At 60.4% G+C, this 25,709-nt stretch carries 19 protein-coding genes and 1 pseudogene; 3 read left to right on the top strand and 17 right to left on the bottom strand.

The annotated features are described in order from the left end of the window. Window positions 1-411 precede the first annotated feature (411 nt). A complete protein-coding gene (gene mobF / locus RHOFW104R8_RS17055) occupies window positions 412-3,330 on the bottom strand; it encodes a MobF family relaxase (protein WP_082823631.1) in 2,919 nt (972 codons plus the stop codon). 21 nt (window positions 3,331-3,351) lie between these two features. Beyond that, entirely contained in the window at window positions 3,352-3,771 is a 420-nt protein-coding gene (locus tag RHOFW104R8_RS17445; protein ID WP_153021660.1) for a hypothetical protein, read from the bottom strand. A 307-nt stretch (window positions 3,772-4,078) separates the two neighbouring features. On the opposite strand from RHOFW104R8_RS17445, the gene RHOFW104R8_RS17440 reads away from it, so the two are divergent. Further along, entirely contained in the window at window positions 4,079-4,513 is a 435-nt protein-coding gene (locus RHOFW104R8_RS17440) for a hypothetical protein (protein ID WP_153021661.1), read from the top strand. Between the two features lie 133 nt (window positions 4,514-4,646). Here the strand turns inward: RHOFW104R8_RS17440 and RHOFW104R8_RS17050 are convergent, their stop codons facing one another. The 10 genes and pseudogenes from RHOFW104R8_RS17050 to RHOFW104R8_RS13350 form a co-directional block, all read right to left on the bottom strand. Further along, complete coding sequence (locus tag RHOFW104R8_RS17050; RefSeq protein WP_081700012.1) at window positions 4,647-6,317, bottom strand: recombinase family protein; 1,671 nt, start codon at window positions 6,315-6,317, stop codon at window positions 4,647-4,649. A gap of 54 nt (window positions 6,318-6,371) precedes the next feature. Further along, window positions 6,372-6,653 (bottom strand): annotated as a pseudogene (locus tag RHOFW104R8_RS13385) (DUF455 family protein); the annotation flags it as partial. Between the two features lie 104 nt (window positions 6,654-6,757). Next, window positions 6,758-8,233 (bottom strand): amidophosphoribosyltransferase, encoded by a 1,476-nt coding sequence (purF, locus tag RHOFW104R8_RS13380; RefSeq protein ID WP_068091721.1) that lies wholly within the window; start codon window positions 8,231-8,233, stop codon window positions 6,758-6,760. A gap of 28 nt (window positions 8,234-8,261) precedes the next feature. Continuing rightward, window positions 8,262-8,894 carry a CvpA family protein gene (locus RHOFW104R8_RS13375; RefSeq protein ID WP_068091724.1) on the bottom strand — a complete coding sequence of 211 codons (633 nt, stop codon included), beginning with the start codon at window positions 8,892-8,894 and terminating at the stop codon, window positions 8,262-8,264. Window positions 8,895-8,931: 37 nt separating this feature from the next. Next, window positions 8,932-9,957 carry an SPOR domain-containing protein gene (locus tag RHOFW104R8_RS13370; protein WP_068091732.1) on the bottom strand — a complete coding sequence of 342 codons (1,026 nt, stop codon included), beginning with the start codon at window positions 9,955-9,957 and terminating at the stop codon, window positions 8,932-8,934. Window positions 9,958-10,035: 78 nt separating this feature from the next. After that, the gene (gene folC, locus RHOFW104R8_RS13365) at window positions 10,036-11,325 is read right to left on the bottom strand and encodes a bifunctional tetrahydrofolate synthase/dihydrofolate synthase (protein WP_068091734.1); all 1,290 of its coding nucleotides are present in this window, start codon (window positions 11,323-11,325) and stop codon (window positions 10,036-10,038) included. Window positions 11,326-11,425: 100 nt separating this feature from the next. After that, window positions 11,426-11,590: a hypothetical protein gene (locus RHOFW104R8_RS17690; RefSeq protein ID WP_162840150.1), complete on the bottom strand. Its 165-nt coding sequence runs from the start codon at window positions 11,588-11,590 to the stop codon at window positions 11,426-11,428. Between the two features lie 96 nt (window positions 11,591-11,686). Further along, window positions 11,687-14,272, bottom strand: a complete 2,586-nt coding sequence (locus tag RHOFW104R8_RS13360; protein ID WP_068091738.1) for a heavy metal translocating P-type ATPase — start codon at window positions 14,270-14,272, stop codon at window positions 11,687-11,689. Continuing rightward, window positions 14,269-14,694 (bottom strand): MerR family DNA-binding protein, encoded by a 426-nt coding sequence (locus RHOFW104R8_RS13355; protein ID WP_068091743.1) that lies wholly within the window; start codon window positions 14,692-14,694, stop codon window positions 14,269-14,271. Before RHOFW104R8_RS13355 ends, RHOFW104R8_RS13360 begins: the two co-directional genes overlap by 4 nt. Before the next feature lie 663 nt (window positions 14,695-15,357). Then, on the bottom strand, window positions 15,358-19,425 hold the full coding sequence (locus tag RHOFW104R8_RS13350) for a helix-turn-helix transcriptional regulator (protein WP_068091746.1): 4,068 nt from the start codon (window positions 19,423-19,425) through the stop codon (window positions 15,358-15,360). A gap of 86 nt (window positions 19,426-19,511) precedes the next feature. Here RHOFW104R8_RS13350 and RHOFW104R8_RS13345 point away from each other — a divergent pair, with 86 nt between their 5' ends. Continuing rightward, the gene (locus RHOFW104R8_RS13345; protein WP_068091748.1) at window positions 19,512-20,126 is read left to right on the top strand and encodes a type IV toxin-antitoxin system AbiEi family antitoxin domain-containing protein; all 615 of its coding nucleotides are present in this window, start codon (window positions 19,512-19,514) and stop codon (window positions 20,124-20,126) included. Continuing rightward, on the top strand, window positions 20,123-21,052 hold the full coding sequence (locus RHOFW104R8_RS13340) for a nucleotidyl transferase AbiEii/AbiGii toxin family protein (protein WP_068091752.1): 930 nt from the start codon (window positions 20,123-20,125) through the stop codon (window positions 21,050-21,052). Before RHOFW104R8_RS13345 ends, RHOFW104R8_RS13340 begins: the two co-directional genes overlap by 4 nt. A gap of 414 nt (window positions 21,053-21,466) precedes the next feature. Here RHOFW104R8_RS13340 and RHOFW104R8_RS13335 read toward each other — a convergent pair whose 3' ends face one another. The 5 genes from RHOFW104R8_RS13335 to RHOFW104R8_RS13315 all read right to left on the bottom strand — a co-directional run. After that, window positions 21,467-22,198: an adenosylcobinamide-GDP ribazoletransferase gene (locus tag RHOFW104R8_RS13335; protein WP_068091755.1), complete on the bottom strand. Its 732-nt coding sequence runs from the start codon at window positions 22,196-22,198 to the stop codon at window positions 21,467-21,469. Continuing rightward, window positions 22,195-22,767 (bottom strand): histidine phosphatase family protein, encoded by a 573-nt coding sequence (locus tag RHOFW104R8_RS13330; protein ID WP_068091757.1) that lies wholly within the window; start codon window positions 22,765-22,767, stop codon window positions 22,195-22,197. Before RHOFW104R8_RS13330 ends, RHOFW104R8_RS13335 begins: the two co-directional genes overlap by 4 nt. Then, window positions 22,764-23,807: a nicotinate-nucleotide--dimethylbenzimidazole phosphoribosyltransferase gene (cobT, locus tag RHOFW104R8_RS13325; RefSeq protein ID WP_068091760.1), complete on the bottom strand. Its 1,044-nt coding sequence runs from the start codon at window positions 23,805-23,807 to the stop codon at window positions 22,764-22,766. Before cobT ends, RHOFW104R8_RS13330 begins: the two co-directional genes overlap by 4 nt. Next, window positions 23,807-24,328 (bottom strand): bifunctional adenosylcobinamide kinase/adenosylcobinamide-phosphate guanylyltransferase, encoded by a 522-nt coding sequence (gene cobU, locus RHOFW104R8_RS13320; protein WP_068091763.1) that lies wholly within the window; start codon window positions 24,326-24,328, stop codon window positions 23,807-23,809. Before cobU ends, cobT begins: the two co-directional genes overlap by 1 nt. After that, a partial coding sequence (locus tag RHOFW104R8_RS13315; RefSeq protein ID WP_068205448.1) for a cobyric acid synthase occupies window positions 24,316-25,709 on the bottom strand: 1,394 nt, incomplete at its 5' end. The genes RHOFW104R8_RS13315 and cobU, both read right to left, overlap by 13 nt.

Here is a 25,709-nt window from a genome sequence, read left to right as displayed (position 1 = left end):
GCTCTAAACTTCCCCATGATTTTCACCTTATAATTGTTCTTGTATCCTTATGGTACTGTATTTTTAGACTTTTAATTATTTTTGTCTAAATTATTCTCGGTGACCTAATTTAGTCCTCTATCTCTTCTTTTTCTCAATGCCTCAAGAATGGCTATCTTATGCCATTCCTATTTTTACCCCCCACCCCCCTGTCTAAACGTCTAAAATTGGGCTAATTCAGCATCCAAAACCCCTATCTTATGCCATTTTTTACTGGATTTTGTTTAGACAAAAAGCGTCTACAATAGCGTCTAAACGTTGCCTCAATATTCTCTTTATTCTTGGCAATAAAAAAGCCGCCTTTCGGCAGCTTTCTTATACAAGTAACAATTATGGTATCCCTATGGTAACCGATATTTCAAAAATTAGATCTTAAATCTCGATGATCTTTTTTTTTTGAACTTCTTCCCTTACTTCTTTCCTGAGCTTGCTCGGTGCTTTGCTCCATCTATCTTTCCTTGCCACCCGCAAGACTTCCCTTTCCACCGCTGTGGCCTCTGGTTCCTCTCTGGGTGCCTGCTGTTGCTCCTCCATGACTTGGGAAGCCTTCTTAATCATCAATGGGTCAATGCCTGACAGCTGGACCTGGGGAACGGCTGGCGCTACCTCCACCGCTACCGCTGGCGCTGTCGTCAGCTTTTCGTACTCTTCCCGATAGATCCTATCAACCTCATCCCTATCTTCCTTGGTGATGAAATTATAGACACCATCGCTTAGATCCTTCATTGCCAAACTTTCTTTTAGTCCCTCGATGATTTCTTCTTTTCCATAGAGTTTGAAATTATCTTTATGTCGAGTATATGCTACTAGACCCATGTTTCGGTTAACTTGGCTGTCGCAGTAAAAATAGCAATCATCAATGCTTTTTCCCTGACTTTTATGCACTGTAACTGCATAGTTAAGTTGTAATTGGTCAAAGTTATCGGGGACGCTTACACGCTTCCCAGCCTCATCTCCTGAATCCATTTGAACCAAAAGCCTACCTTGGGCATCTTGCCCAACCACGGTACCCTCGTCGCCGTTGATAACCTTAACATTGCCGTTGGCATCCGTTAGCCTTCGTCTTTTGTTGAACCTGACCTTATCGCCTTCTCGATATTCGTAATCCCCGATAGTGTTTAATGGCGCTTCGCTCCTTTCTCCCTTCTTGACAAGTTCCTGCTGGATCATTTGGTTCAAATATTTCACACCATCGTTAGTCGTAGCCATGACCAATTTATCCGCGTAATCCTTTTTGTTCTTAACATAGTCCTTGGCTATCGCCTCAATTGCATGAGCCTCACTTTCGCACTTCTCCACCATATCAAGGCTTTTCATATCCTCAACCATCTTTTTTGCATCTTTCTTGGTGTTTATGTTGTAAAAATTATCCCCTAATCTTTTAGCCGCAATCTTCTTTTGGCGTCGTATCTCTGTAAGTTCTGCGGGTCGTGTACAGCGGTCTAATATTTTGAGGCCCGATCCGGCTCCGACTGGAGAAAGTTGGTCGTAATCGCCTCCAAAAGACATCCGACAACCCGTTCTTCTTTGAATATCGATCAACTTCCAAGTTGTTTCAATATCAACCATGCCCACCTCATCGGTATAGATGAAAGTGTTGCTATCTGGCTTGATTACTCCTCTCTCATAGTCACTTAAAAACTTGGCAATGGAGGTACTCTTCATCCCTGTATCCTCTTCCAAATGTCGAGCCGCATCAGCTGATACCGCTACTCCATAGCATTTCCATCCTTCCTTTGCGAAAGATTGGGCTACCACTTGGCAAGCGGTCGTCTTACCTGTGCCAGCTAATCCGCGAAGGACGGTTATATTTTCTTTGCCTGTAAGGGCCTTGATTGCTTCAAGTTGCTCTTTGGAAGGTGGAAAGCCTCGCTCCTTTTGGAACTTCTCAACCATGTCCCCGATAGTCTTTTTTGGGATCTGATTTTTGCCAATGATAGAGTTGGCTTTTTTCACCGTCTCCATGATGATTTTGTCGTATACAGCTAGCTTTTTTGAGCAATAAAGCCTCTCTCCCAAGCCATTTTCCTTATCTAAATGGGTAATTAAATCTCCCTCAATAATCCTTTTTGCTGTTTCATCTATCTTCTGGATAGCGTCTGGGTGGCCTGTATACATTTGGCAAATCACTGCTTTAATGTCGTACTCGGTTACAAATGTCTTCTTTTTGAGGTCGTGGACATAGTCCAAGATTTGCTGATCATCGACAATCTGTGAAAGTTCATCTTTTTGATTGCTTTTGAATTGGAACTGATCAGCTGGCATAGCGTTCATTTGCCATTTCCAATCGTCCAACATCTCGGCGTAGGACATAATTCCTTTACTGCTTCTTATCTTTTTGAGGTACTTTTTAATATCCTTTGCGTCAATCTTCTCTTTTAGCATGTAATCCATCACTTCCATTTTTCTTTTTGAAAAGGCCTTCATCGCCTCTTCACCCACTCCCTGAACTTCCATTTCTACTTTATCGGTCGGGCCAAACTCACCCATCTCCCTAATATTTTTTATTCCCAATCCGGCTTTTTGGAGACCTTCCGCCAATTTGGCTCGGTATAGCGCTCCGCCATATTTCACTTGCTGATTGATAGAAAGCTGCTCCATCGCCCGACATTTTCCGCTGGCGTCGATACCGAAATTAAATAAAATCGCATGGGTATGTAATTGAGGGTCTGGCGAATTATCGCCCACTGGTCTAGCGTCAAAATGATCAATCATGGCATAGCATAATTTGTTGTTCTTGTTCTTCTTTACTCCACTCCTCCCTGACCGTGTTACTGCTCCTTTCCCCATCTCTTCCATCGCATAAGACACCGCCTCTCGATGGGCTTTGAGCATGGCATCTGCAAGCGCTGTATCTCCGTCAATCTTGGCTTTAGCCAAAGCGACTGATAGGCTTTTTGGAGCACTAAATGTGCAATCTAACCCTGCGCGTCTTTCCTTGCCCTCTCCAATTTTCTTATCACCCTCCTCCAATTTTCTTGCATTCTTCCCTTTGACCTTATCGCCTTTTTGAAACTTTTTCTTTTGGACTTGGGTTAAAGGTTTGCTTGTGAGCGGATGGATACCGTCGTAAAGTTGGGTAAATATCTCCTTATTGTCCTCAAAATTTCCATCCAATCCCCACTCTTTTGCTGCTTCTCCTGCCAACCTAAAGGAATTAGGGAATGGTGAAAATCCATCTTTTTTTGCGTAGTAGTCGGTGGCGCTATTGGGTGTTTCGTTGACCTGGACTACATCGTTAAGTATGTATTCTCGAAAGTCGTCTCCACTTAAATTGGTTACTGTTAACATAATGATTGCCCATTTTTCTTGTTATTCTTGTGTTCCTATTTCTTCAAATAGTTCTTTTAGTGGTTCTTCCCTTTTCCTTTCTTGAAGTTTTTCGATGATGGTTTTTATCGCCTCATCTGCAAAATCATCAATGCATATTCTTGCCTGCTCTTTGCTATTTCTTAATTGTTCTTGGATGAATTGCTTAACTGCTGGAGCGTTAAACTCTTGGTTTTTTTTGGAATCCCGAACTGGGTAACCTGTCCTTTTTTTGATTAGTTCTATCTCTTCATTGGTCAGCTCGATCCAAAAGCGCTTTGTATTTTTGGTGTTTTTGGCTTTTTCATTACCCCCGTTTGATACCGTTCTCTCCTCTCCCTGCTGGGTATGCTTGCCCTCTATATTTTCTATAATTTTGGCTTCATTCTGGGTAGCCTTGCCCCCTTGTTCTTGATTGTTCATTTGGTAAATGCCTCATGTTTTCTTTTCTCTATGGTACTTGATTTTTGCGATTTTAATTTTTACCATCTCGATGGTGCGTGTGGTCTATTTTATTTGGCGCTTTTGATTTTCGCTTTTCGCTTTTGTCAGTGCTTTTTTCAGTAAATCCAAATGCCCTCCTTTGTGCTGGGTAGCCTTGCCCTTCCTTGGTAAGTCTTAAAGCTGGGTAGCCTTGCCTTATGTTTTCCAAAGGCATAAAAAAAGGCTCCTTGCGGAACCTTTGCCTTTTTGCTAGCCTCAAACTTTACCGATGGGACAGGAGAAAGTGATGGCTGTGGATTTGGAGAAATTGCTTGGAAGTTTGAGCGCTCAAGAAATAAAGGACGCTTTGAACATCTTGGCTACTCGTGAAGAAAAGGCACGAGAAGAATTGAGGAATGAAGCTGTAAAGGTAATTCGTACAAAGTTTGAGGATTATGTTGATCAAGGTATTGACTTCTCCCCGACTGACTTTTCCTTTATCTTCAGGGTCAAGTCTGGCAAGCCGACAAAAGCCAAAACCACCAAGACCTCAAAGCCGTCCGATCCTAATGCTCCTCCTATGACTATTAGGAAGTTCAAAGGCAAAGTGTATCCCGTGGTTCGCGGTAAACCGATTGATCCCATCTTTGCTGGAATGTCCAAAGAGGAATTGGATAACCTCAAAGAACCCAACCCCGAATATAAAAAATACATGGATGAGAAGAGTAAGGCTGGCAAATAAGTTGACCCCCTCGACTTCGTCGGTCCCCCAAGGGGGACTATTAACGGTGCTTCGCACATTGGAAAAGCTAAAAGCCAAAGCTGGTTAACATCTAGAAATAAATGAGCCGTAGGCCAATGGGGCTCAGCCCCCTTTATAGCCCCCTTGGGGGCCGCCGTAGGCGGGGGGTGCTTTTCCCTTCCATGACCTCAATGATATTAAAGCCGAACTTCTCCACCATGTCTTTGGCTCGGGTTCCTCGGTTAGTCTTGGGGTACTGATATTGTCTATACCATATTTTTTCGTGGTTTTTGTAAATAGTTAGGTAGCCTGTGCCTCCCTCCTTATTGAAGTGGAAAAATAGACTGATCCCTAGACTTTGAAGGATGGCGCTAAGTTCAAGCCTTCCTTTTTCTGTCTCCATTTTTTCCACCAAGTCCTCAATGGTGATTTCTTCCTCCTCAACCTCTTTGGCTTTGGCTCCTTCAAAAGCTTTCTTGGTAATCTCTAATTGTTTTGAGACTTGCTTGACTTTTTCGATCAAGATTTTTGGAATAGGGAAGATGTCCAATTCTTCCATCTGTAAAGATACTGCCTTCTCATCTCGCACAGCTTTATAGTAAGCCTCCTCGAGCTTCTCCAGGTCGTCGCCTTGCTTTTCCTTACCATCGGCAAGGATACCTGTCAGCTTGCCTCCTACGCCTCCTCGGTGGCTCTCTGTAACCTCACGGCTGGCACCCAATCCCGCAAGCATGGCAAAATAAAGAAACTCATAAAAAGCCACATCGAACGGCATTTGCCAAATGCAGATTGGGCAATGATAGATCCTAAAAAACTGGATGTTAGTTTGGTTAGGATTTTTGGATTGTTGGTAAAAGAGTGGTGAGTGGCAAGTATGGCAAAAAATCATCTTGGCAAAAATGTTGCTGAAGTTAGATGATCGCCTGCCTCCGCTCTTTTGAAAACTCCGGGCTTCCATGGAAACAATGGCGCGATTGAATAACTCCTCTTTGACAACTTGAGGATAAAATCCCTCGATAGTCTCAACTATCTTTTGCCTCCTTCTTTTGGCGATGACCTCCCCTTTTTCAATTACTTCTGTATAGATGTTGGCCGTTCGTGAGTGGATACCCAAAACCCACTTTTTTGACAATAGGGCGTGAACCTTGGATTTGTTCCATTGATAAGTTGAATATTTGTTGACTACTGAAATTGCTTTATTCACACCGCTCAAAGCGATGACCTCCAGCAACTCCTCAACCTCTTCTTTTTCTTTTTGGTTGATTTGGTATTGACCATCCACAATGGTTAGACCAAAAGGCGCTATGCTTTGAAATAGTGTCTTTTCTTTGTTGGCTGTCCTTCTTTTCCAAGCCTCTTTTATCCGTAGGCTTTTAGTTTCACTTTCATTTTTTGCTCTTTCGGCAATCAAGCCGATCATTAAAAAATCTTCAAGCCGACTATTTACATAAAGCCTTTTGTCAAAGGTGGTGTAAAGGTTAATCCCCTTCTTCAGCAAGCCTCTTATTAGGTCGGTAGCGACTTCCCAGCCTTCGCGGGTAAGTCTGTCGATGCTCTCGCAAACAATGTAGTCACCGGGCTTTATTTTGCCTTTGGCGACGTCTTGGAGCATGGTTGCCAGCTCGCCGTTGATCCGGTTTTTGCCGGAGAAACTGCTGACCCCTTCATCTACATAGTTTCGTACCAGCTCAACCTTGGGGTAGCTGGTCTTGAAGTCGTCAAGCCCTGCGGTCTGGCGGGTAAGGCTGTCGCCCTCGCCTTGCACCGCTGTTGACCACCGAATGTATGCGTAAGCCCTTGCCATTGCTAGGTTCCTGCCTCTTCGCCTAGCTGGAATTTACATCATATAAATCGGCGGGGCTAGCTTGATCGCGTTGAACTCGATATGCGCCACCGCATGCACCAGCGCGGCGCGGCCTTCGTCGCTGCCCAGCCCGCGCTGCGGCAACTGGCGGGCGCTGACCAGCCGCGGTTTCGCGGGGCGGCCGGGCGGACCGATCGGCTCAGGCGGCGGCGCGGCGGAATCGGCACGCAATTCACCGGCAAGAAAAGCCTGCCAGGTGTCATGGGTCAGGCGCAATTTTTCCGCCGGATCGGTGGCATCGAGGCAGCGCCTGGCGGCGGCATGCAGGTCGGTCATGGCGTTTCCTGCAGGAGCGCACCCTGTGCGCGATAGCTCTGATGCCGATAGGAACGAAGAGCTATCGCGCACAGGGTGCGCTCCTACCCGTGCCATGCGGAGGCTCAGACCACCCGCCGCGCGGCCTTGGCATCGTCCGAGCGCAGCATCTGGATCTGCTCCAGGTAGTGCTGGTCGAGCCCGGTGACGTATTCGCCGGAGAAGCACGAGGTGTCGAACTGCTTCAGCTCCTCGTTGCCGTCCTGCACCGCCCAGATCAGGTCCTTGAGATCCTGGTAGATCAGCCAGTCGGCGCCCAGCGTCTGCTCGATCTCCTTCTCCGTGCGCCCGGCGGCGACCAGTTCCGAGGCCGACGGCATGTCGATGCCGTAGACGTTCGGGTAGCGCACCGGCGGCGCGGCGGAGGCGAAGTAGACGTTCTTCGCGCCGGCGTCGCGGGCCATCTGGATGATCTGCTTCGAGGTGGTGCCGCGCACGATCGAATCGTCCACCAGCAGCACGTTCTTCTTGCGGAACTCCAGGTCGATCGCGTTGAGCTTGCGGCGCACCGATTTAACCCGCTCGCCCTGCCCCGGCATGATGAAGGTGCGGCCGATGTAGCGGTTCTTGACGAAGCCCTCGCGGAACGGCACGCCGAGCGCGCCGGCCAGCGCGCTGGCGGCGGTGCGCGCGGTGTCGGGGATCGGGATCACCGCGTCGATGCCGTGGTCGGGCCGCTCGCGCAGGATCTTCTCGGCCAGCTTCTCGCCCATGCGCAGGCGCGCCTTGTACACCGAGACGTCCTCGATCATCGAGTCGGGCCGGGCCAGGTAGACGTACTCGAAGATGCACGGCGTGTGCGCCACGCCCTCGGCACAGCGGCGGCTGTGCAGCTGGCCATCGTCGGTGATGATCACCGCCTCGCCCGGCGCCACGTCGCGGATGCGCTTGAAGCCGAGGATGTCCAGCGCCACCGACTCGGACGCCACCGCGTACTCGCGACCTTCCGTCGTGATCCGCTCGCCCAGCACCAGCGGGCGGATGCCGTGCGGGTCGCGGAACGCGATCAGCCCGTAGCCCAGCAACAGGGCGATGCAGGCGTAGCCGCCGCGCGCGCGCGCGTGCACGCCGGCCACCGCCTTGAAGATGTGGTCCGGGGTCAGCTCCATCCGGTCCTGGATCTGCAGCTCGTGCGCCAGCACGTTCAGCAGCACCTCGGAATCGGAATCGGTGTTGATGTGGCGGCGGTCGTCCTGGAACATCTCGCGGCGCAGCGCGTCGGTGTTGACCAGGTTGCCGTTGTGCGCGAACGCGATGCCGTAGGGCGAATTGACGTAGAACGGCTGCGCCTCGGCCGAGCCCTCGGAGCCGGCGGTGGGGTAGCGGCAGTGGCCGATGCCGATGCGTCCGCGCAGGCCGCTCATCGCGGTCTGCCCGAACACGTCGCGCACCAGCCCGTTGCCCTTGTGCAGGCGCAGCCGCGCGCCGTCCACCGTGGCGATGCCGGCCGCGTCCTGGCCGCGGTGCTGCAGCACCGTCAAGCCGTCATAGAGCGCCGATGCCACTTCGGTGGTACCGACGATGCCGATGATTCCGCACATGGTTTGTTGCCTGCTTCGGGAGAGGTATTCAGGGAGTCCGGTGCGGGTGGGCTGCGCTGGCCGCGCCCGCCGGTGACGCCGGACGTGCCGCGCTGGCCGCCGGGCCGGGCATCGTGTCCGATATGGGGTTTGACAGCACCGACGGCAAGCTGGGCAGGCGCCCCAGCGCGGCCGGCGCATGGATGTAGTCGCGCACGCCGGGCGGCACCTGCTGGCCCAGCCACGCCGCGACGTGCTGGAACCGCGGCAGCAGCACCGACTGCCGCCACCAGGGATCGCGCGTGAACGCGGTGAACCCGGCCAGGAACACCAGCAGGCTCACCAGCAGCACGCCGCGGGCGAAGCCGAACAGCATGCCGAGCAGGCGGTCGGTGCCGGACAGGCCGGTGCCCTCGACCAGCTTGCGGACCGCGAAACGCAGCAGCGCACCGAGGATCAGCACGATCACGAAGCACAGCCCGTAGCCGACGATGTAGCGCGCCGACGGCAACGCGATGACGTGCTCGAGGCGCGCGGCCGCCGCCGGGCCGAGCATCCACGCCACCCAGAACGCGCCCACCCAGATCGCCAGCGCCAGCACCTCGGAAACGAGGCCGCGCCACAACCCCACCAGCACCGACAGGGTCAGTACGCCGAGGATGATGTAGTCGGTCCCGTTCATCGGCCCACCTGGCTGGTCCGCGCTGGCGCCGGCATGTTCAGGGCACCGGGACGACGTTGCCGTCGATGCCGAGCTTCACCTTGATCTGGTCGTGCACGCGCTGCGCGTCGCTGCGCTGGGTCTGCGGGCCTGCCCGCACGCGCCACAGCCGCTTGCCGCCGGGCTGCACCGAGTCGACGAAGCCGTCGAAACCGTTCGCGCGCAGCTTGTCGCGCAGTGCGTCGGCGTCGGCTTGGCTGCTCACCGCCGCCAGTTGCACCGCCCAGCCGCCCGCCTTGGCGGTCGTCGTGGCAGTGGCGGCGGCGGGCGTTGCCGCCGCATTGTCCTGGCTGGCGTCCTGTTCGAGCCGGACCGGCACGCCGGGGATCGACTGGGTGATCTTCAGCCGCGCCGCCTCGGCGGCAGTCCGCGTCTCGAACGGCCCCGCCAGGACCAGGGTGCGCGGCTTGCCGGCCTGGGTGATCGCGTGGCCGGTCACCGGATAGCCCAGCGCGCGCACGCGGCGCTCCAGGTTCGCAGCACCCTCGGCGCTGGCGTAGGCACTGAGGTTGAGCGTGTAGCTGCCGCGCCCCGCGCTTGGCGCGGTCGCGATCGCCGCTGCCACGGCCGGCGCCGGCCTGGGCGGCGCGGCAGCCGCCACGGGCTGTGGCCTGGCCGCCGCCGGGGCATTGGCCTCCGCCTTGGTCTGCTGCGGGATCACCGGCTGGCTCGGCGAGGCGCCCGAGCCGGGGATTATCCGGGTCGGTTGCGGCGGCTTGCCGGCTTCGGGGTCGGTTTCCACGTCGCGCGGGCGGCTGGAGCCGATCTCCACCGTGGCCAGCCGGTCGCCCGACGCCGGCGCAACCGGCTGCACCGGCTGGCTGCCGGCGCTGGACGCGCTTTTCGCGGCATCCGGAGCCAGGTTCATGGTGCGGGTCTGCAGGTCGCGATCAGGCGCCGGCGGAATCGCCAGGCTGACCGCCTGGTCGCCGCCGGGTGCCGGCGGGGTGCTGGAAAAGAACATCGGCACGAACAGAACCGCCAGCGCGATCAGGACGGCGGCTCCCAGCAGGCGTGTTTTCAAGTCTTCGCTCCACGGCGGCAAACGCAATGCACAACGGCACGATTATACCTGCCGGCGCCGGATGCCATGCGCGGTCGTTCAATCGTCGCGTTCAGCCAGCACGGCGCCGGCCACGAAAAACGAGCCGAACGCCAGGATGCGCTCGCCCGGTTGCGCGGCCGCGCGGGCCGCCGCCAGCGCCGCGGCCACATCGGCGTGGGCGTCGAACGTCGCCTGCGGCTGGACCTGCCGCAGTATCGCGGCCAGCGCGCCCACGCCCAGGCCACGCGGCGTCGCCCGATCCAGCCCGGCCAGGTGCCAGTGGCCGATGCGCGCGCCGAGCGCGCCGATCACCCCGGCCACGTCCTTGTCCGCCAGCGCACCGTACACCGCGTGCGTGCGCACCGGTGGCTGGACGTCCAGCCACTCGGCCAGCGCGCGCGCAGCCTGCGGGTTGTGGCCCACGTCCACGATCAGTTCGGGATCCCCGCCGAGCGACTGCAGGCGGGCCTGCACGTGCACCTCGTGCAGGCCGGCACACGCCGCCGCGAAAAGCGTGCTGGGCATGAACAGGTCGCCGTCCAGCGCATGCAGCGCGGCAATCGCCGCCGCCGCGTTGGCGTATTGCACCGGCGCGGACAGTGCCGGATCGGGCAGTTCCATCGCGGTGCCGTCGCGATGCCGCCAGCGCCAGCCGTCCGCGTGCCGCTCGACGCCGAAATCGAGCCCCGCCCGCTCGACCCGCGCACCGCGTTCGGCCAGCGCGTCGAGCAGGCCTACCGGCGGAGCCGCCTCGCCCACGATCGCCGGCCGCCCGGCGCGCGCGATGCCGGCCTTCTCGCGACCGATGCTGTCGCGATCCGGGCCGAGCCAGTCCATGTGGTCCAGGTCCACGGTGGTGATGACCGCCACATCGGCGTCGATGATGTTCACCGCGTCCAGCCGCCCGCCCAGCCCCACTTCCAGCACCGCCGCGTCGACGCCGGCGCGGGCGAACAGGTCGATGGCGGCCAGCGTGCCGAATTCGAAGTAGGTCAGCGGAACGGCATCGTCCGAATCCGCCCCTCGCGCCGCCTCGATCCGTTCGAACGAGGCGACCAGCGCGGCGTCATCGGCGTTCGTGCCGTCGGTGCGCACGCGCTCGTTGTAAGCCAGCAGGTGCGGCGAGGTGAACGCGCCCACGCGCTGGCCGGCGGCGCCCAGCATCGCCTCCAGCAGGGCAACGGTGGAACCCTTGCCATTGGTGCCGCCGACGGTGATCACCCGCTTCGCCGGCGCCGGCGCGCCCATCCGCTGCCACACCTCGCGCACGCGATCGAGCCCCAGCTCGATGCTGCGGGGATTGACGCGTTCCTGGTAGCTCAGCCATTCGGCGAGGGTGCGGGGCATGGATCGGCTTCTCGATGGCGGAAAATCGGGTCGCCCATTGTCGCCGACTTGCGGGGCTCCCGGTCACTCCGCGAAAGGCGATGCCTCCCGCCCGGTTCGTTCAGCCGAACGGATGGATGCCGCTGTAGTGCAGCGCCATGTACATGGCGAACAGGCTCCACACCATCTTTTTCAGCACCTTGCCGGCAAGCAGGGCCGCCAGCAGGCCTAGCAGCAGCGGCAGGTAGCGGTCGAGTGTGCCGCGGGTATCCTGGGTCGTGTTCATGCGCATTCCTCCTGCACCGCCACGGTGCAGGAGGATGGTCGCGCCATGGCCGCGGCAGCCACAGAAGCAGGCGTCAGCCATCGCCGGTGACAACCGTCACAGCGCTGCCTTGCGCAACCGCAACGCGTTGCCCACCACCGACACCGAGCTCAGGCTCATCGCCAGTGCGGCGATCATCGGCGACAGCGTGATGCCGAACCACGGATACAGCACGCCCGCCGCCAGCGGCACGCCGACCGCGTTGTAGATGAAGGCGAAGAACAGGTTCTGGTGGATGTTGCGCACGGTGGCCCGCGACAGCTTGCGCGCGCGCACGATCGCTCCCAGCTCGCCCTTCACCAGGGTCACCGACGCGCTCTCCATCGCCACGTCGGTACCGCTGCCCATCGCGATACCGATGTCGGACGCCGCCAGTGCCGGCGCGTCGTTGATGCCGTCGCCGGCCATCGCCACGCGGCGTCCGGCGGCCTTGAGCCTGTCCACCACCGCGGCCTTGTCGGCCGGCGACACGTCGGCGTGCACTTCGTCGATGCCCAGCGTGCGCGCCACCGCCTGCGCGGTGGTGGCATTGTCGCCGGTCAGCATCACGATGCGCAGGCCAGCCGCGTGCAACGCCGCGATCGCCGCAGGCGTGTCCGGCTTGATCCGGTCAGCCACGGCGAACAGGCCGGCCAGCGCGCCGTCGACGGCCAGGAACATCACCGTGGCACCCTGCCCGCGCAGCCGCTCGGCGCGGGTGACGGCGTCGTCGCCGATAGCCACGTGCAACTCGGCCATCAGCTTCGCATTGCCCAGCGCCGCCTCGCTGCCATCCACCTTTGCGCTGACGCCGCGGCCGGTGAGCGAACGGAAATCCGTCGCCGCCAGCATCGCCACGCGTTCGGCATCCGCCGCCGTCACGATCGCCCGCGCCAGCGGATGCTCGCTCGGCCGTTCGAGCGCGGCGGCCAGCGCCAGCAGGCGTTCGCGCGATTGGCCGCCGAGAACGACCAGCTCGGTCAGCGCCGGCTTGCCCAGGGTCAGCGTGCCGGTCTTGTCGACCACCAGGGTGTCGATGTCGCGCAGGCCCTCGATCGCGCTGGCGTCCTTGAACAGCACGCCGTGCTGCGCGCCGCGGCCGCTGGCCACCATGATCGAGATCGGCGTGGCCAGGCCCAGCGCACACGGGCAGGCGATGATCAGCACCGACACCGCGGCGATCAGCGCGTGCGCCAGCCGCGGCGAAGGCCCCAGCAGCGCCCACGCCGCGAACGCCAGCAGCGCGACCACCACCACCGCGGGCACGAACCATGCCGCGACCCGATCGGCCACGCGCTGCAGCGGCGCCCGGCTGCGCTGCGCCTGCGCCACCAGCGCCACGATCTGCGCCAGCATCGTCTCGCTGCCTACTTTCTGCGCGCGCATGGTCAGCGCGCCGTCCTGGTTCACCGTGCCGCCGGTGAGCGGATCACCCTTCGCCCTGGCCGCCGGCATCGGCTCGCCGGTAAGCATCGACTCGTCGACGTGGCTTTCGCCGTCCAGCACCACGCCGTCGACCGGCACCTTCTCGCCGGGGCGCACGCGCAGCACGTCGCCGGCGCGTACGTCGTCCAGCGGCACGTCGCTCTCGCTGCCGTCGGCGGCGATCCGCCGCGCGCTCTTCGGCGCCAGTCCCAACAGCGCCTTCAGCGCCGCGCCGGTACGCCGGCGCGCACGCAACTCCAGGAAATCGCCCAGGGTGACCAGGGTGACGATCACCGCCGCCGACTCGAAGTACACCGCGACCCGCCCGTGCATGTCGCGGAAGCCGTCCGGGAAGATCCCCGGCAGCAGGAACGCCGCCGCGCTGTACAGCCACGCCACGCCGGTACCCAGCGCGATCAGTGTGTACATGTTCGGACGCCAGGGTTTGAGCGAACGCCAGCCGCGCGCGAAGAACGGCGCGCCGCCCCACAGCACCACGATGCTGGCCAGCACGGCCTCGACCCAGCCGGCCGCGCCATCCCACGGCGCGGGCAGGTGCCAGCCGAACAGGTGCGGCCCCATCGCCAGCGCGAACACCGGCACGGTCAATGCAACCAGCAGCCAGAAGCGCCGCGTCATCGAGGACAGTTCGCCGCCGTCGTCCTCGTCCAGCGTCGGCATCATCGGTTCCAGCGCCATGCCGCAGATCGGGCAATGTCCGGGACCGACCTGCCGGATCTCGGGGTGCATCGGGCAGGTGTAGATCGTGCCGGGCGGCGCCGGCGGCGCCGGGCGGTCTTCCAGATAAGCCGACGGATCGACCACGAATTTCTCCCGGCAGCGCGCGGCGCAGAAGTAATGCGTCTGGCCGTCATGTTCGGCGCGGTGCTTCGCGGTCAGTGGATCCACCGTCATGCCGCACACCGGATCCTTCACCGTGTGCGCATGGTCGTGGTCGCGTCGGGCATGGCCATGCTGGGCATGATCGTGATGCGCGTGATCGTGCGCCGCCGGTTTCGCGTCGCAACAGTTTCCCGCCGCGATCTTCCCGCCAGCGCCCGGATACGTCGCCGGCGCGGCGTCGAACTTCGCCTTGCAGTCGGCGCAGCAGAAGTGGAACGTCTGCCCGTCATGCGTGGACCGATGTTTCGAAGTGGCCGTATCCACCCGCATGCCGCAGACCGGATCGGTTGTCGTCGCGGCCCCGTCGCCGCCCTGGCAACACGCGTGGGCGCTCATGCCGACACCTGCTCATCGCTGAGCGCACGCAGGATCGGACATTCCTCCGGCTTGCCATGGCCCGGACACGAGGCGACCAGCTGTGCCAGCCCGTCGCGCACGCGCTGCAGCTCGGCGATGCGCTGCTCGATCGCCGCCAGCCGTTTTTCCGCGCGCTGCTTCACCGCCTTCACCCCGCGCTGGCGATCCGCCGACAGCGCCAGCAGCTCGCGGATCTCCTCCAGCGTGAAGCCGAGGTCCTTGGCCCGCCGGATGAAGCGCAGCTGGGTAATCGTGCCAGCGCCATAACTGCGATAGCCGGAGGCGCGCCGCTTCGGCTCGGGCAGCAGGCCCTCGCGCTCGTAATAGCGGATCGTGTCGATCGCCACGCCGACGCGCTTGGCGACGGCACCGATGGTCAGGGAGGGGGTTTGCGTGTTCATGATGCGTAGTCTATACCTTTGATCAAGGTCCAGAGTCAAGCACGCACGGACGCACCTTCGTGTCGACAGCCCTCAACCCTGGCACTGGAGCCCTTAACCTTGGCACTGGCCCATAACGCTGACACTGGGCAGCCTTTGTCGGCCCCTTTAAGCGTTCAACGAGAGACGAGCCTGCCCTCCAGACGCATTTTCAATGAGTTAGGCGCCCCGCTCCCATCCAGAATCCGGCGACTGTTCCACCTGAGATCAGCCAATTGAAGCGTCCTCATTAGCTTCCCCCGCGACTCACACCCAAACTCCAACTATTCATCCTGCGCGATCGAGGCGTAGGAGAGGGCAACTGCATGCCCGATGACAGACTAGTTGAGGCTGATGGACAAGTGCTCCTGTGTTCGGCCGCTCCTCTCTCACATCAGTACCCTACCCTCGATAACTTGGCCTTATCATGTCACAGCTCAGTTAGTAACCGCGGTGCCAGTGGTCCGGCTCCCTAACGCGTCTTTCGCGTCGACTAACGACACGAGCTTCTGTTACCGCGTTCGCCCCATCAATATTTTTTACGGCGCTGACATAGCTCAATCCACTTTGATCCAGCAACCGAGCGATCCGCGACTGCACTGCGCCCGGGGCCGGTTTAGCGATTGAGCGCCCCTTGCCGTTTCACTAGGCTTCCCAGTCCCTGCGCTCTGCCTCCTCATCTTCTCGACGCGCCTGCCAGTCGTAATCGTCAGCTAGAGCATCGAGTGCCTTGGCTGTGTGAGGATGCTCATAGCTGAGTGCTTTTGCCCAAGCCCGGTACTTTGCGGCCTCTATACGTTCAAGTTTGCCGCCATCGCCCGGACTACGAGATGTCACGCCGCGCCGATTGCTCTTCCCTATCCGGAACCCGTCAATCATCGGCTTGCTGCGGAAAAGGTCAATCATCTCGCGCACCGGTTCTGCTGGCCAGTTCCCATCAGCCCCCATGGGCGAGGCTGATAGCATGTTTCCAATACGGCTATCCGCAATCTCTTCTCGTCCGGCCGCCTTTGCCAAGGTCCTCGCCTCCTTGATCCACGATTCGAGAACGTCCGCATCGATTGTGCCGTCCTCGCGTGTCCCGGGAATTCGATTCCAGAGTCCAAGCAACCGATACGCCTGCGTGGCGACTGCTCGCGCCTGCTCCGGATCCTCTGGTTCGGGCTCAATGACCCCACTCTCCTCGCTGGCCTTGTAGACCGCGCTCAGCATCATGATAAACAGGGACGGATCTTCGGATAGCGCTTTCAGCAGTGCCTTCGCTGGCCGCCGGGAATGCTCCAGCACCTGCAAGTAGTTCCACTCAAGCGTAATGAGGGCGTTCCGGTCAGCATCATCGCGTGCATCGAGAAGCTGAAGAATTTCAGCAACGTAATGCTGGAACATGGTCGCTTCGTTGCTGTCCCCGTTGCTGTCGAACGGCTGCCGGGCCGCCTCCTGAAGTACCTCGATCAACAGTTCGCTGGGAAGATGTACTTTGCTGCCATGTGCGGCAAGCGGCAGGGCATGCCGGGCGCGGCCGACACCGATCAGCATGCGGATTGCGTAAGCAACGTCCTCACTGTTGTCGTCCATCCAGAACACAGGCACTAGACGCCAATAGGCCGCTTCCAGCTCTCCATCGATCTGGGCCACCTGGTCCCAGGTCCAGCGGGTGGTCGGAAGCGCGCGGAGAATAGTCAGCAGAGCAGTGTTGCCCCAATTCTCCGCTCGTGCCTTAGCAATCAGGGCACCCGCCCAAGGTTCTTTCTGGTCACGGAAAAGGGAAATAATCAGGCCGTGTGCAACATCTCGCTCATGGGCATCGTCGCTCCTGACAGCGGTCGCAAGCAGCGCGTCGATGTCATCGGCTGGCAGCCCACTATCGTAGAGCGCCTTGCCGATATAGCCGGCGGTTTCAACCAATCGGGCGAGCGATAGAATCCCTGACAGTCCTTCGCTGGCGTAGAGGGCTTGCACCGCTTGTTGTCGAGCGGTATCGACATCCCGCTGCTCAGCCTCCCAGCCTTTCGAAGAAGGTTTTGACAGTTGAACCTGTTGCTGAAATAGCCAAGCAATTTGCTCAAGCGGATCGGTCGGCGCGAGACCGTTATAGAGGCACTCCAGCCGATCCAGCACCGCACTCGTTAGTGACCATTCCGCATCAGGGAACTGTCGATGATGGTGAAGCACACCGCGGAGCTTGTCCCAGAGAACTCTACGGTCGGCTTTGTCGGCTATTTTTGGTTCTACGGTTTCTAGCGCTGCGATGGCCTTTTCGGTGCCCGGCGCTAGGTCCCCGAGTCGGTCGAGAAGACTCGACCAGCGCTCTGGATTCAAGCCGACGTCTGCGAGCAAACGCTCGCTGATCGCGGCAGCACCGCGCCCAATGAGTCCCCAGGTTACGGTCTCGACCTCATCGACCGTAAAGTCACGCCAAAGCGGCGCAGGCGACGGGATCGAGCTGTCATGTCCTTGCGGCAGGATGCCAAGCATCAGCTTCCACGCGGCGTTTGTTTCATGCTTCCGAATGAGGTCGAGAGCGCGTAGCCGCTGATCCAAGGTCGCGTAAGTCTGCGGCATCCACAGCAAGTGAATCTCGCGCAGGCTATTGGCCGGTCCGTTCGAATAGTGGCGCGGCTTGGTGTCGATCGCATCGAGGCGCGCCAGGATATGAGTCACCCGCGGCATCCAGTCGGGCGACCAAGCCAGAGATTCGAGCGCCCACATAAGGTCGGACAGGTGCTCAGTTCCGAATGCGCCGCCCCCATCGTGGCCGAAGAGAGCGCCAATGGGTGGATCATCTTGATCAAGGCTGTCCTCAATAGCGGTCAAAAAGGCACCCGGCGATGCCTCGGCCAATAGCCGGAAGTCATTTGACAGCGACCACCAACGTCGGTGATCTGCATTCCGCAGTAGCTTGGCTACGATAGCGTCCACTCGTCGACTCGCGTCGGAAACGATCCGAACGCGATCGCCCCATAGCGCAAGCAGGATGAGCACTTGACCGATGCCATGACGCAGCATCCCTGAATATTCGCGGTGAACCCCCCGAACAGCCGCCATCCAGCGCTCATCAGGATCCAAGTCGAAGCGCGGATCCGCCGATCCCAAGACGGCTTGTGCCGCCGCCTCGAAGCGGGTGATGTCTGTGCTTGTCAAATTATGCGCGAGCAAGAACCACGCGTCCGACGGCGAGGCAATGCGCCAAGTTGAGCCAATCTTTTGTAGCGGGCTGTCGAATTCGCCAACGTAGGGAGCCAAAGCGGCAACGATCTCTTCGTAGGATTGATCCGCGAGTTCAGAAAGTCGCGCCCGGTCGGCTTCGGCGTTCTCATCCCAGCCCCCTGCCAGAAGAGCCACCAACAGCGCACGTGGTGGTGACTCCTCCGCCCATCGTGGGAGTCGTCCGGGAGCCCCCGGAATCAGGCGTCTCAGAACAGCGAGGTTTCGGGCGCTGTCGCGAGCGAGCGCCTTGGCCCTCGGCTCGGTGATACCCGCGCTGACCAAGGCGCTGGCGATCCCCTCGCGCGAGGGGCGGGCAAGCGTGCGCACTTCACCCCGACCGATCGATCGTTCGTCGTAGGCCTGCAGAACGTAGTGCCCTTTCTCAGCAAGAGCTTGAGCAACGCCAGGCTCTGGATCGGTCAACAACAAGATGAGCGGTTCAGGCGCATTGGCGAGGGCCCTGGCCGCCGCCGCCGTGGTCGCTACGAGGCAGCGCGCGCGATAGGCAGCCGCCATCTCATCCGGCAGCTCACTGAGAGCGGCATGAAAGAACGCCACCACCTCTTCCGCAGTCGTCGTCCGAAGGGAAAGTACGGATGTTGCCCCGCGTAGCCACCGCAGGACTTCGGCGGCGTCTTGGTCGCGGTCGCTGAGAACCAGGTCTTCAGTCAGCGGCCATTGGGTGGCAAGCGACCACTCCTTCCAAACCTCTTCTAGCTCTCGTGTTCCCGGCGGTCGTTTATCCAGGCGAGTTGCTAGCCAGAGGCCGACAGCCGGTGTCTGCTCGATCCAGTGAACAAGGTCATCGGCGTCGTAGACGCGAACCTCGCGCCATGGGCCTTCCTCCTGACGCGCCTTGGCCCACTCGTCCTTCTTTGGCCAGTGACGTGGCGTGACGAACACATACGCTGCATCGGCGGGATTGAGCGGTGCTGGCTCTTCCGTTCGCTTTCGATAGTCTTCGCTTGCCTTCTGCGCGATGTTGCTGCGTTGAACCCCGATTTCCCAGCCGGCCTCACCCTTGGGCACGTATTTGCTACCGACCTCGGATGAGGTACGCCCATCCCAGCCCGAATATCGAACCCCTTCGTCCGATGGAAAACGAAGCCGAGCTGCGGAGCCATGGGTGGCCTGAATCAGTTGAGCTAGAAGCGTTGGGAGACTCACGGCACCATCGGTGCGATTAGCCCATGCGCAAAGATCTTCGGCGCTGACCCAGCGGACGGGCGCCCCAGGACGATCGGAAGTGGTGATGATGGGAACGGAGGGCCCGACGATGGCACCTGTGGCTAGGAACCGAATGCCAGCGCCTTCCAAGGCCCCGCGTATGGCTTGAGCGTTGTTGGCAACAGGGGTTCGCTGCCCTCGCTCGAAGTCTGCAACGGTTGAAGTTGCCACCCCTGCTGCCTTGGCCAGTTCTTGCTGTGACCATGCCAAGAGAGCACGCGCCGCACGCACATGCTTGGGGGAAAGATCAGCGGGAGGAGTTGACGAATTCATGGTCATATGAAATATATGACCTCAGTTAACTTTTCTCAACACATCTTTTTTTGTCGACAACTTATTATTTTTGTAGACAATAGATAACAATCATGATCGAGCGTCATAGTACTTATCGCGAACGCGCCCTCAGCCTCGTCAGCGCACGAGGCATCGTGCGTGCGCGGGACTTTAAGGCGGCTGGCGTTCCCCTGGTCTATCTAAAGCGACTGACTGATGCAGGTGATCTCGTTCGCCTCAGCCGCGGCCTATACCAAGACCCGGAACGCAGTGGGGAAGACGTTGCGCACGATCTGGCCGAAGCCGCCCGCCTCGTTCCCCAAGGAGTCATCAGCCTAGTCAGCGCCCTTCGCCAGCACGGGCTGACCACCCAGCTGCCCCACGCTGTCTGGATGACCATCCCGCACAAGGCCCGCACACCAAGCCCGGCAGGTCTGCGGCTCGAGATCGTCCGAGGGACTGGTGAAACCCTCTCGGCGGGTATTGAACATATCCAAATTGAAGGAGTCGACGTACCGATCTATGGCGTGGCGAAGACGGTCGCCGATTGCTTCAAGCACCGTCGCCACGTCGGCGAGGACGTCGCCATCGAGGCTCTGCGCGACGCGCTGCGGCAGAGGAAGACCACTCCGAGCGAGCTGATGAAATTCGCAGTCATCGATCGGGTCAGGGTGCAGATGGAGCCGCTGATTAAGGCCATGCAATGAAGTTTAAGATCATCAAGAATCAGGCGGCATCCATCAGAGCCAAACTCCTCGCTCACGCGAAACAACATGGCGATGACTACCAGCGTGTCCTGACGCGTTACGCGATCGAGCGCCTGCTCTTTCGTCTCAGCCAGACAGAGGCGGTTGAGCACTACGTACTCAAAGGAGCGATGCTATTCGTTACGTGGCCGGAGCATGTGTACCGCCCCACGGGGGACCTCGATCTGTTGGGCCAGGGCAACCCCGATCCGGGTGCCATCGCTGAACTCTTCGCTGGAATTTGCCAGATCGAGGTTCCTGATGACGGCATCAAGTTTGATCCCGCCAGCCTGAAGGTCGACGCGGTCCGCGAAGACGACAAGTACCAAGGTATCAAGCTGAGCTTGAACGGCGAATTGGCCAAGGCTGTCATTCGCGTACAGATCGACATCGGTTTTGGTGACTACGTTTATCCCCAAGCAAAGTGGGGAAATTTCCCTAGCCTGCTGCCCGATCTCCCGCAAGCAAACATCTTGATGTATCCACCCGAAACCGTAGTCGCTGAGAAATTTGAAGCCATGATCCGCTTTGGAGAAGCGAACGGTCGCATCAAAGACTTCCACGACATCTGGGTCACGACGCACACTTTTCGCTTCGACCTGCCAAGCTTGGTCGAAGCAATTAGTGGCACGCTCAGGCGCCGGGAGACAGCCTTCCCAACGGAAATGCCCGTGGGTCTGACTGATGTTTTCGCGGCGATCGCCGCGGATCGAGGTCTTTGGAGTGGCTTCTTGCGCCGCAATCCCCCAACCCTTGAACCGCCGCCATTCGCGGTGCTGCAAGAGGAGTTGCGGCACTTCTTCGGTCCTGTTATCGCCAGCCTACGGGTCCCGGAAGGGGCCAGAGGCTATTGGGATCCAGACGGTGGCACTTGGCACCAGGCCTAGGCCTGCGTGTATCAGTCGGCGACAGACGTGTTTGCAGCGCCGTCGACTTGGCGGCCCTTCGCCCACCTCCGCCTTGCACAACGGCTCGCGACTTCTGGCGTTCTAAAATCATTGAATAGGGGCATTTTTAAACGACGCGCCGTCGCACCGACGTCCCCCGGTTTTGAGTAGCACCACAGTTTGGAGTCCAATCCCCCAACCGAAGGAGATTGGACGTGAAGAAGCGGTTTACTGAAGAACAGATTATCGGCATCCTGCGCCGGCCAATCGCGAGCTCCGATACAGAACTCCACCCAGCGAGCAATCGGTCGATATGGCGACCACCATTGCTTCAGCTTCGCGCTGCCCGCGGCAGCTTCGCACAGGTGCCGCCTACCGGTTTTTTTTATGGCGAGGTTACCGGGAGGCGATGGATCAGCCCTCGCACACGCAAATGATCAGCACAACCGCTTCCACCCATTCAGTCAGCGCGCCGCAGGTGTCGCCGGTCATGCCGCCCAGGCGCTGCAGGCATGCGTGCCGCCACAACAGGAACACCAGCACCGCCATCGCCGCGCCGAACATAGCGCGCCAGCCGGGCAGCAGCAGGCAGAATGCCGCCGCCAGCAACAGAGCCACGACGCAGGCCCGGCGGGGCGCGGCGGCGAGGCGGCTACCCAGGCCACCAGAGCGTACATAAGGCGTCGTCAGGAACGCGGCGGTCAGGGCGGCGCGCGCCAGCATCGCCACCAGCGGCAAGGCAATCCATGCACCTCGAGGCAAGCTGGCCAGCGCGGCGAATTTCAGCAGTAACAGCAGCCCGATTGCCACCACGCCAGCCGGGCCGCTGCGCGGATCCTTCATGATTTCCAGCGTGCGTGCGCGATCGCCCAGGCCGCCCACCCAGGCGTCGGCGCTGTCGGCCAGGCCGTCCAGATGCAAGGCGCCGGTCAACGCCACCCATGCCACCACCACTAGTGCGGCCGCCAGCAGTGGAGGCACGTCGCGCAGCGCCCACGCCAGCACCGCCAGCAGTGCACCGATCAGCAATCCCACCACCGGATACCACGCCAACGAGCGCGCTTGCGCGTCGGCATCGTCGAACACCTGTACCGGCACCGGCAAGCGGGTGAGGAAGCCGATGGCCGCCAGCAGGCCGCGCATCACATCGCCTCGACGAGGCGCGGCAGTGGCGGCCACGGCAACGGGTGTAACGAGGCATGCAGCACGTCGATACCGGCCATATCGCAGTAGTCGCGCTCTTCGACCAGGCAGCGCAGCAGACGGATTGCCCCACCGTGAGTGATCACCAGCACGCGTCGCGCGACGGCCTCGGCAACGATCCGGTCAAGCGCGGTACTGAGCCGTCCGCGAAACGCGGTGAAACTTTCCGCGCCCGGCGGTGGATACGCCACCGGATCGGCCCAGAAGCGGCCGAGCGCATCGCCATCACGCTCGGCCAGGGTCTCGATCGGCACGCCCTGCCAGTCGCCGAAATGGTATTCGGCCAATCGTTCATCCAGCCGCAGCGGCAGCCCGCGCAGGTCGGCTAGTTCGCTCGCAAAGCGCGCGCAGCGCTGCAGGGGCGACGATACTACCGCATCCCATTGGCGTCCGAGCACGGCCTCGCGCAACTGCGTCCAGCCCTGCTCGCTCAGCGCATCGTCCAGCTGGCCGCGATAACTGCGCTGGCCGGTATCGCCATGACGCAGCAGTTCGATTATCACTTCGCTCATGCTTCCGATACTCCGGCTTGTTCGAACGTAGCCATCCGGTTATGCAGCGCGCAGGCCAGCCGCAGCAATGGCAAGGCGATGGCGGCCCCACTGCCTTCGCCCAGTCGCAAGCCCAGGTCAAGCATCGGTTCGGCATCGAGCGCGGCCAGCACGCGAGCGTGGCCGTGTTCATGCGAGCAATGCGCAAACAGCAGCCCGTCGCGACAGGCGGGATTGATCCGTACCGCTACCAGTGCCGCCACCGTGCTGATGAAGCCGTCGACAAGCACCGGCAGGCCGGCTTGCGCAGCAGCGACGTAGGCGCCAGCCAGGGCCGCGATCTCGAAACCGCCAAGACAACGCAGTTGTTCCAGCGGTGTCGTCGCGCCCGAGTGCAGGGCCAGCGCCCGTGCGATCACTTGCGCCTTGTGCGCGATACCGCCGGCATCCAACCCGGTACCGGCACCGCACAATGAAGCCGGTGGCAGGCCAAGCAGCGCGCAACCAAGCGCGCTGGCTGAGGTAGTGTTGGCGATACCCATCTCACCGCCGATGAAGATCTGCGCGCCGTCCGCCTGCGCCGTGGCGACGCTGTGCGCACCAGCATCGAGTGTCGCCTGCAACTGCGGCACCGTCATCGCCGGCTGCCTGCAGAAATTGGCCGTGGAACTGGCGATGATCGCGCGGCGCACGCCGGCAATCTCGCCCGGGTCGTTCACTGTGCCCAGGTTGACCACCTCCAGCGTGGCGCCCAGTTCGCGCGCTAGCACGCTGATCGCCGCGCCGCCGCCCGCGAAATTGCGCAGCATTTCGCCGGTGACCGCCTGCGGAAACGCCGACACACCCTCTTCGGCGATGCCATGGTCGCCGGCGAAGATGCTGATCCACGCCTTGTCCACGGCTGGCCGCGATGAACGCTGCAACGCAGCCAGCCGGATCGCTGCCGTCTCCAGTGCACCCAACGAACCGGGTGGCTTGGTCAGGCTGGCCTGGCGCGCGTACGCGGCGGCCTCGATCGACGCGTCGGGCGTCACGCAAGGTTCAAGCAGCCAGTTCGGCATCACGGCAAGGTTCCTTTCAAGGTCAGCGGCAAACCGGCCGCCACGAAAATCACGCGATCACACACGGCCGCCAGCGCCTGATGCAGGCGGCCTGCTTCATCGACGAAGCGACGACTAAGCTCACCCATCGGCACCACACCCATGCCTACCTCGTTGCTGACCAGCAGGATCTCGCCGGGCAGTTGCGGCAGCGTGTCGAGCAAGGCGGCGCGTTCGCGCTCGAAGCACGACGCGTCGGCATCGCCGAGCAGGTTGCTCAGCCACAGCGTGAGGCAATCCACGAGCAGGCAGCGATCCGCGCGCGCGCGCTGGCGCAACACATCGGCAAGCGCCAGCGGCTCCTCCACGCACGCCCACGCGAGCGGCCGCCGCGCGCGATGATGGGCGATGCGCTCGACCATCTCGCCATCGCGCGCCTGTGCTGTGGCGATATAGACCACGGCGCGCCCGGATGCCAACGCCAGTCGTTCGGCCAGCGCACTTTTGCCCGATCGGGCGCCGCCAAGAATCAAGCTGCGCATGGGCTCTCCCGCAGCAGCAAGCGCTCCAGCGCAGCGGTGTCCAGATGGTTTTCCACGGCATCGGCGAGCCGCTCGATGCTGGCCTCGCGCAATGCGTCCATATCGAGCGGTGCGGCGTCATGCAGCCCGGCCCAGCGCAACAGTGCGGCCAGGGCCGGCGGTGCATCGAACAGGCCATGCAGATAACTGCCGAGCACCTGATTGTCAATTGAAATGGCGCCGTCATGGCGGCCATCGTCCAGCTCACTCGAGGGCCGTTCCAAGGCAACACCGTGACTGATGCCGCAGTGGATTTCGTAACCGCGTACCTCGGCCGCATCCAGCGCCAGATGACCACGCACCTGGCGCAATTGCTTGGTCGGCGACAAGGTGGTTTCCAGCGCCAGATAGCCCAACCCCGCACAGGAGCCGGGCGCGCCTTCCATGCCCTGTGGGTCGTGGATTGCCTGTCCCAACATCTGCAGGCCGCCGCAAATGCCGATCAGCTTGCCGCCGTAGCGTAGGTGTCGCGCGATCGCTTCGGCCCAGCCCTGCGTGTGAAGCCAGGCCAGATCAGCGCGGGTGGACTTGGAGCCGGGCAGCACGATCAAGTCGCACGGCGGCGGTGTTTCACCGGGGCCGACAAAGTCCAGTTGTACTTGTGGATGTGCGCGCAAGACGTCGAAGTCAGTGTGATTGCTGATCCGCGGCAGCACCGGCACCACCACTTTAAGCGCCGCTTGCGGTTTGGCCACGACGCCGCGCGGCAGCGCATCCTCCGCTTCCAGCTGCAAGCCGTGCAGGTACGGCAGCACGCCGAGCACCGGCTTGCCGGTCTCGCGTTCGAGCCAGTCCAGCCCTCGCTGCAGCAAGGACATGTCGCCGCGAAAACGGTTGATCACGAAACCTGCCACCCGCGCACGCTCACTGGGCGAGAGCAACGCCAGCGTGCCGACCAGGTGCGCGAACACGCCGCCACGATCGATGTCGACGATCAGCAACACCGGACAATCCACCGCTTCGGCATAGCCCATGTTGGCGATGTCGTTGGCGCGAAGATTGATCTCGGCCGGGCTGCCCGCGCCCTCGACGATCAGCGCGTCGTATTGCGCCACCAGCCGCTCGTGCGAGGCCAGCACCGCGTCGCGCGCAATGCGCTTGTAACCGTGGTAGCCGACGGCATCCATGTTGGCCACCGCATGTCCATGCACGATCACCTGCGCGCCGGTATCGCTGTTCGGCTTGAGCAGCACCGGATTGAAATCGGTGTGCGAGGCAATGCCTGCCGCCTGCGCCTGCACCGCCTGGGCGCGGCCGATCTCGCCGCCGTCGGCGGTAACCGCCGAGTTCAGCGCCATGTTCTGCGGCTTGAACGGTGCCACCGCCACACCGCGCCGGTGCA

Source organism: Rhodanobacter sp. FW104-R8, from assembly GCF_001617365.1.
GTDB lineage: Bacteria > Pseudomonadota > Gammaproteobacteria > Xanthomonadales > Rhodanobacteraceae > Rhodanobacter.
Note: the sequence above shows the minus strand (reverse complement) of the source record. Positions and strands in the feature narration are given on the sequence as shown.

Coding starts and splice junctions, on each gene's coding strand:
- RHOFW104R8_RS17445 (WP_153021660.1), bottom strand. CDS start 3,771: ATGAACAATCAAGAACAAGGGGGCAAGGCTACCCAGAATGAAGCCAAA.
- RHOFW104R8_RS17440 (WP_153021661.1), top strand. CDS start 4,079: ATGGCTGTGGATTTGGAGAAATTGCTTGGAAGTTTGAGCGCTCAAGAA.
- folC (WP_068091734.1), bottom strand. CDS start 11,325: ATGCCCCGCACCCTCGCCGAATGGCTGAGCTACCAGGAACGCGTCAAT.
- RHOFW104R8_RS13345 (WP_068091748.1), top strand. CDS start 19,512: ATGATCGAGCGTCATAGTACTTATCGCGAACGCGCCCTCAGCCTCGTC.
- cobU (WP_068091763.1), bottom strand. CDS start 24,328: ATGCGCAGCTTGATTCTTGGCGGCGCCCGATCGGGCAAAAGTGCGCTG.
- RHOFW104R8_RS13330 (WP_068091757.1), bottom strand. CDS start 22,767: ATGAGCGAAGTGATAATCGAACTGCTGCGTCATGGCGATACCGGCCAG.
- RHOFW104R8_RS13355 (WP_068091743.1), bottom strand. CDS start 14,694: ATGAACACGCAAACCCCCTCCCTGACCATCGGTGCCGTCGCCAAGCGC.
- cobT (WP_068091760.1), bottom strand. CDS start 23,807: ATGCCGAACTGGCTGCTTGAACCTTGCGTGACGCCCGACGCGTCGATC.
- RHOFW104R8_RS13375 (WP_068091724.1), bottom strand. CDS start 8,894: ATGAACGGGACCGACTACATCATCCTCGGCGTACTGACCCTGTCGGTG.
- purF (WP_068091721.1), bottom strand. CDS start 8,233: ATGTGCGGAATCATCGGCATCGTCGGTACCACCGAAGTGGCATCGGCG.
- RHOFW104R8_RS17050 (WP_081700012.1), bottom strand. CDS start 6,317: ATGGCAAGGGCTTACGCATACATTCGGTGGTCAACAGCGGTGCAAGGC.
- mobF (WP_082823631.1), bottom strand. CDS start 3,330: ATGTTAACAGTAACCAATTTAAGTGGAGACGACTTTCGAGAATACATA.
- RHOFW104R8_RS13340 (WP_068091752.1), top strand. CDS start 20,123: ATGAAGTTTAAGATCATCAAGAATCAGGCGGCATCCATCAGAGCCAAA.
- RHOFW104R8_RS17690 (WP_162840150.1), bottom strand. CDS start 11,590: ATGAACACGACCCAGGATACCCGCGGCACACTCGACCGCTACCTGCCG.
- RHOFW104R8_RS13350 (WP_068091746.1), bottom strand. CDS start 19,425: ATGACCATGAATTCGTCAACTCCTCCCGCTGATCTTTCCCCCAAGCAT.
- RHOFW104R8_RS13360 (WP_068091738.1), bottom strand. CDS start 14,272: ATGAGCGCCCACGCGTGTTGCCAGGGCGGCGACGGGGCCGCGACGACA.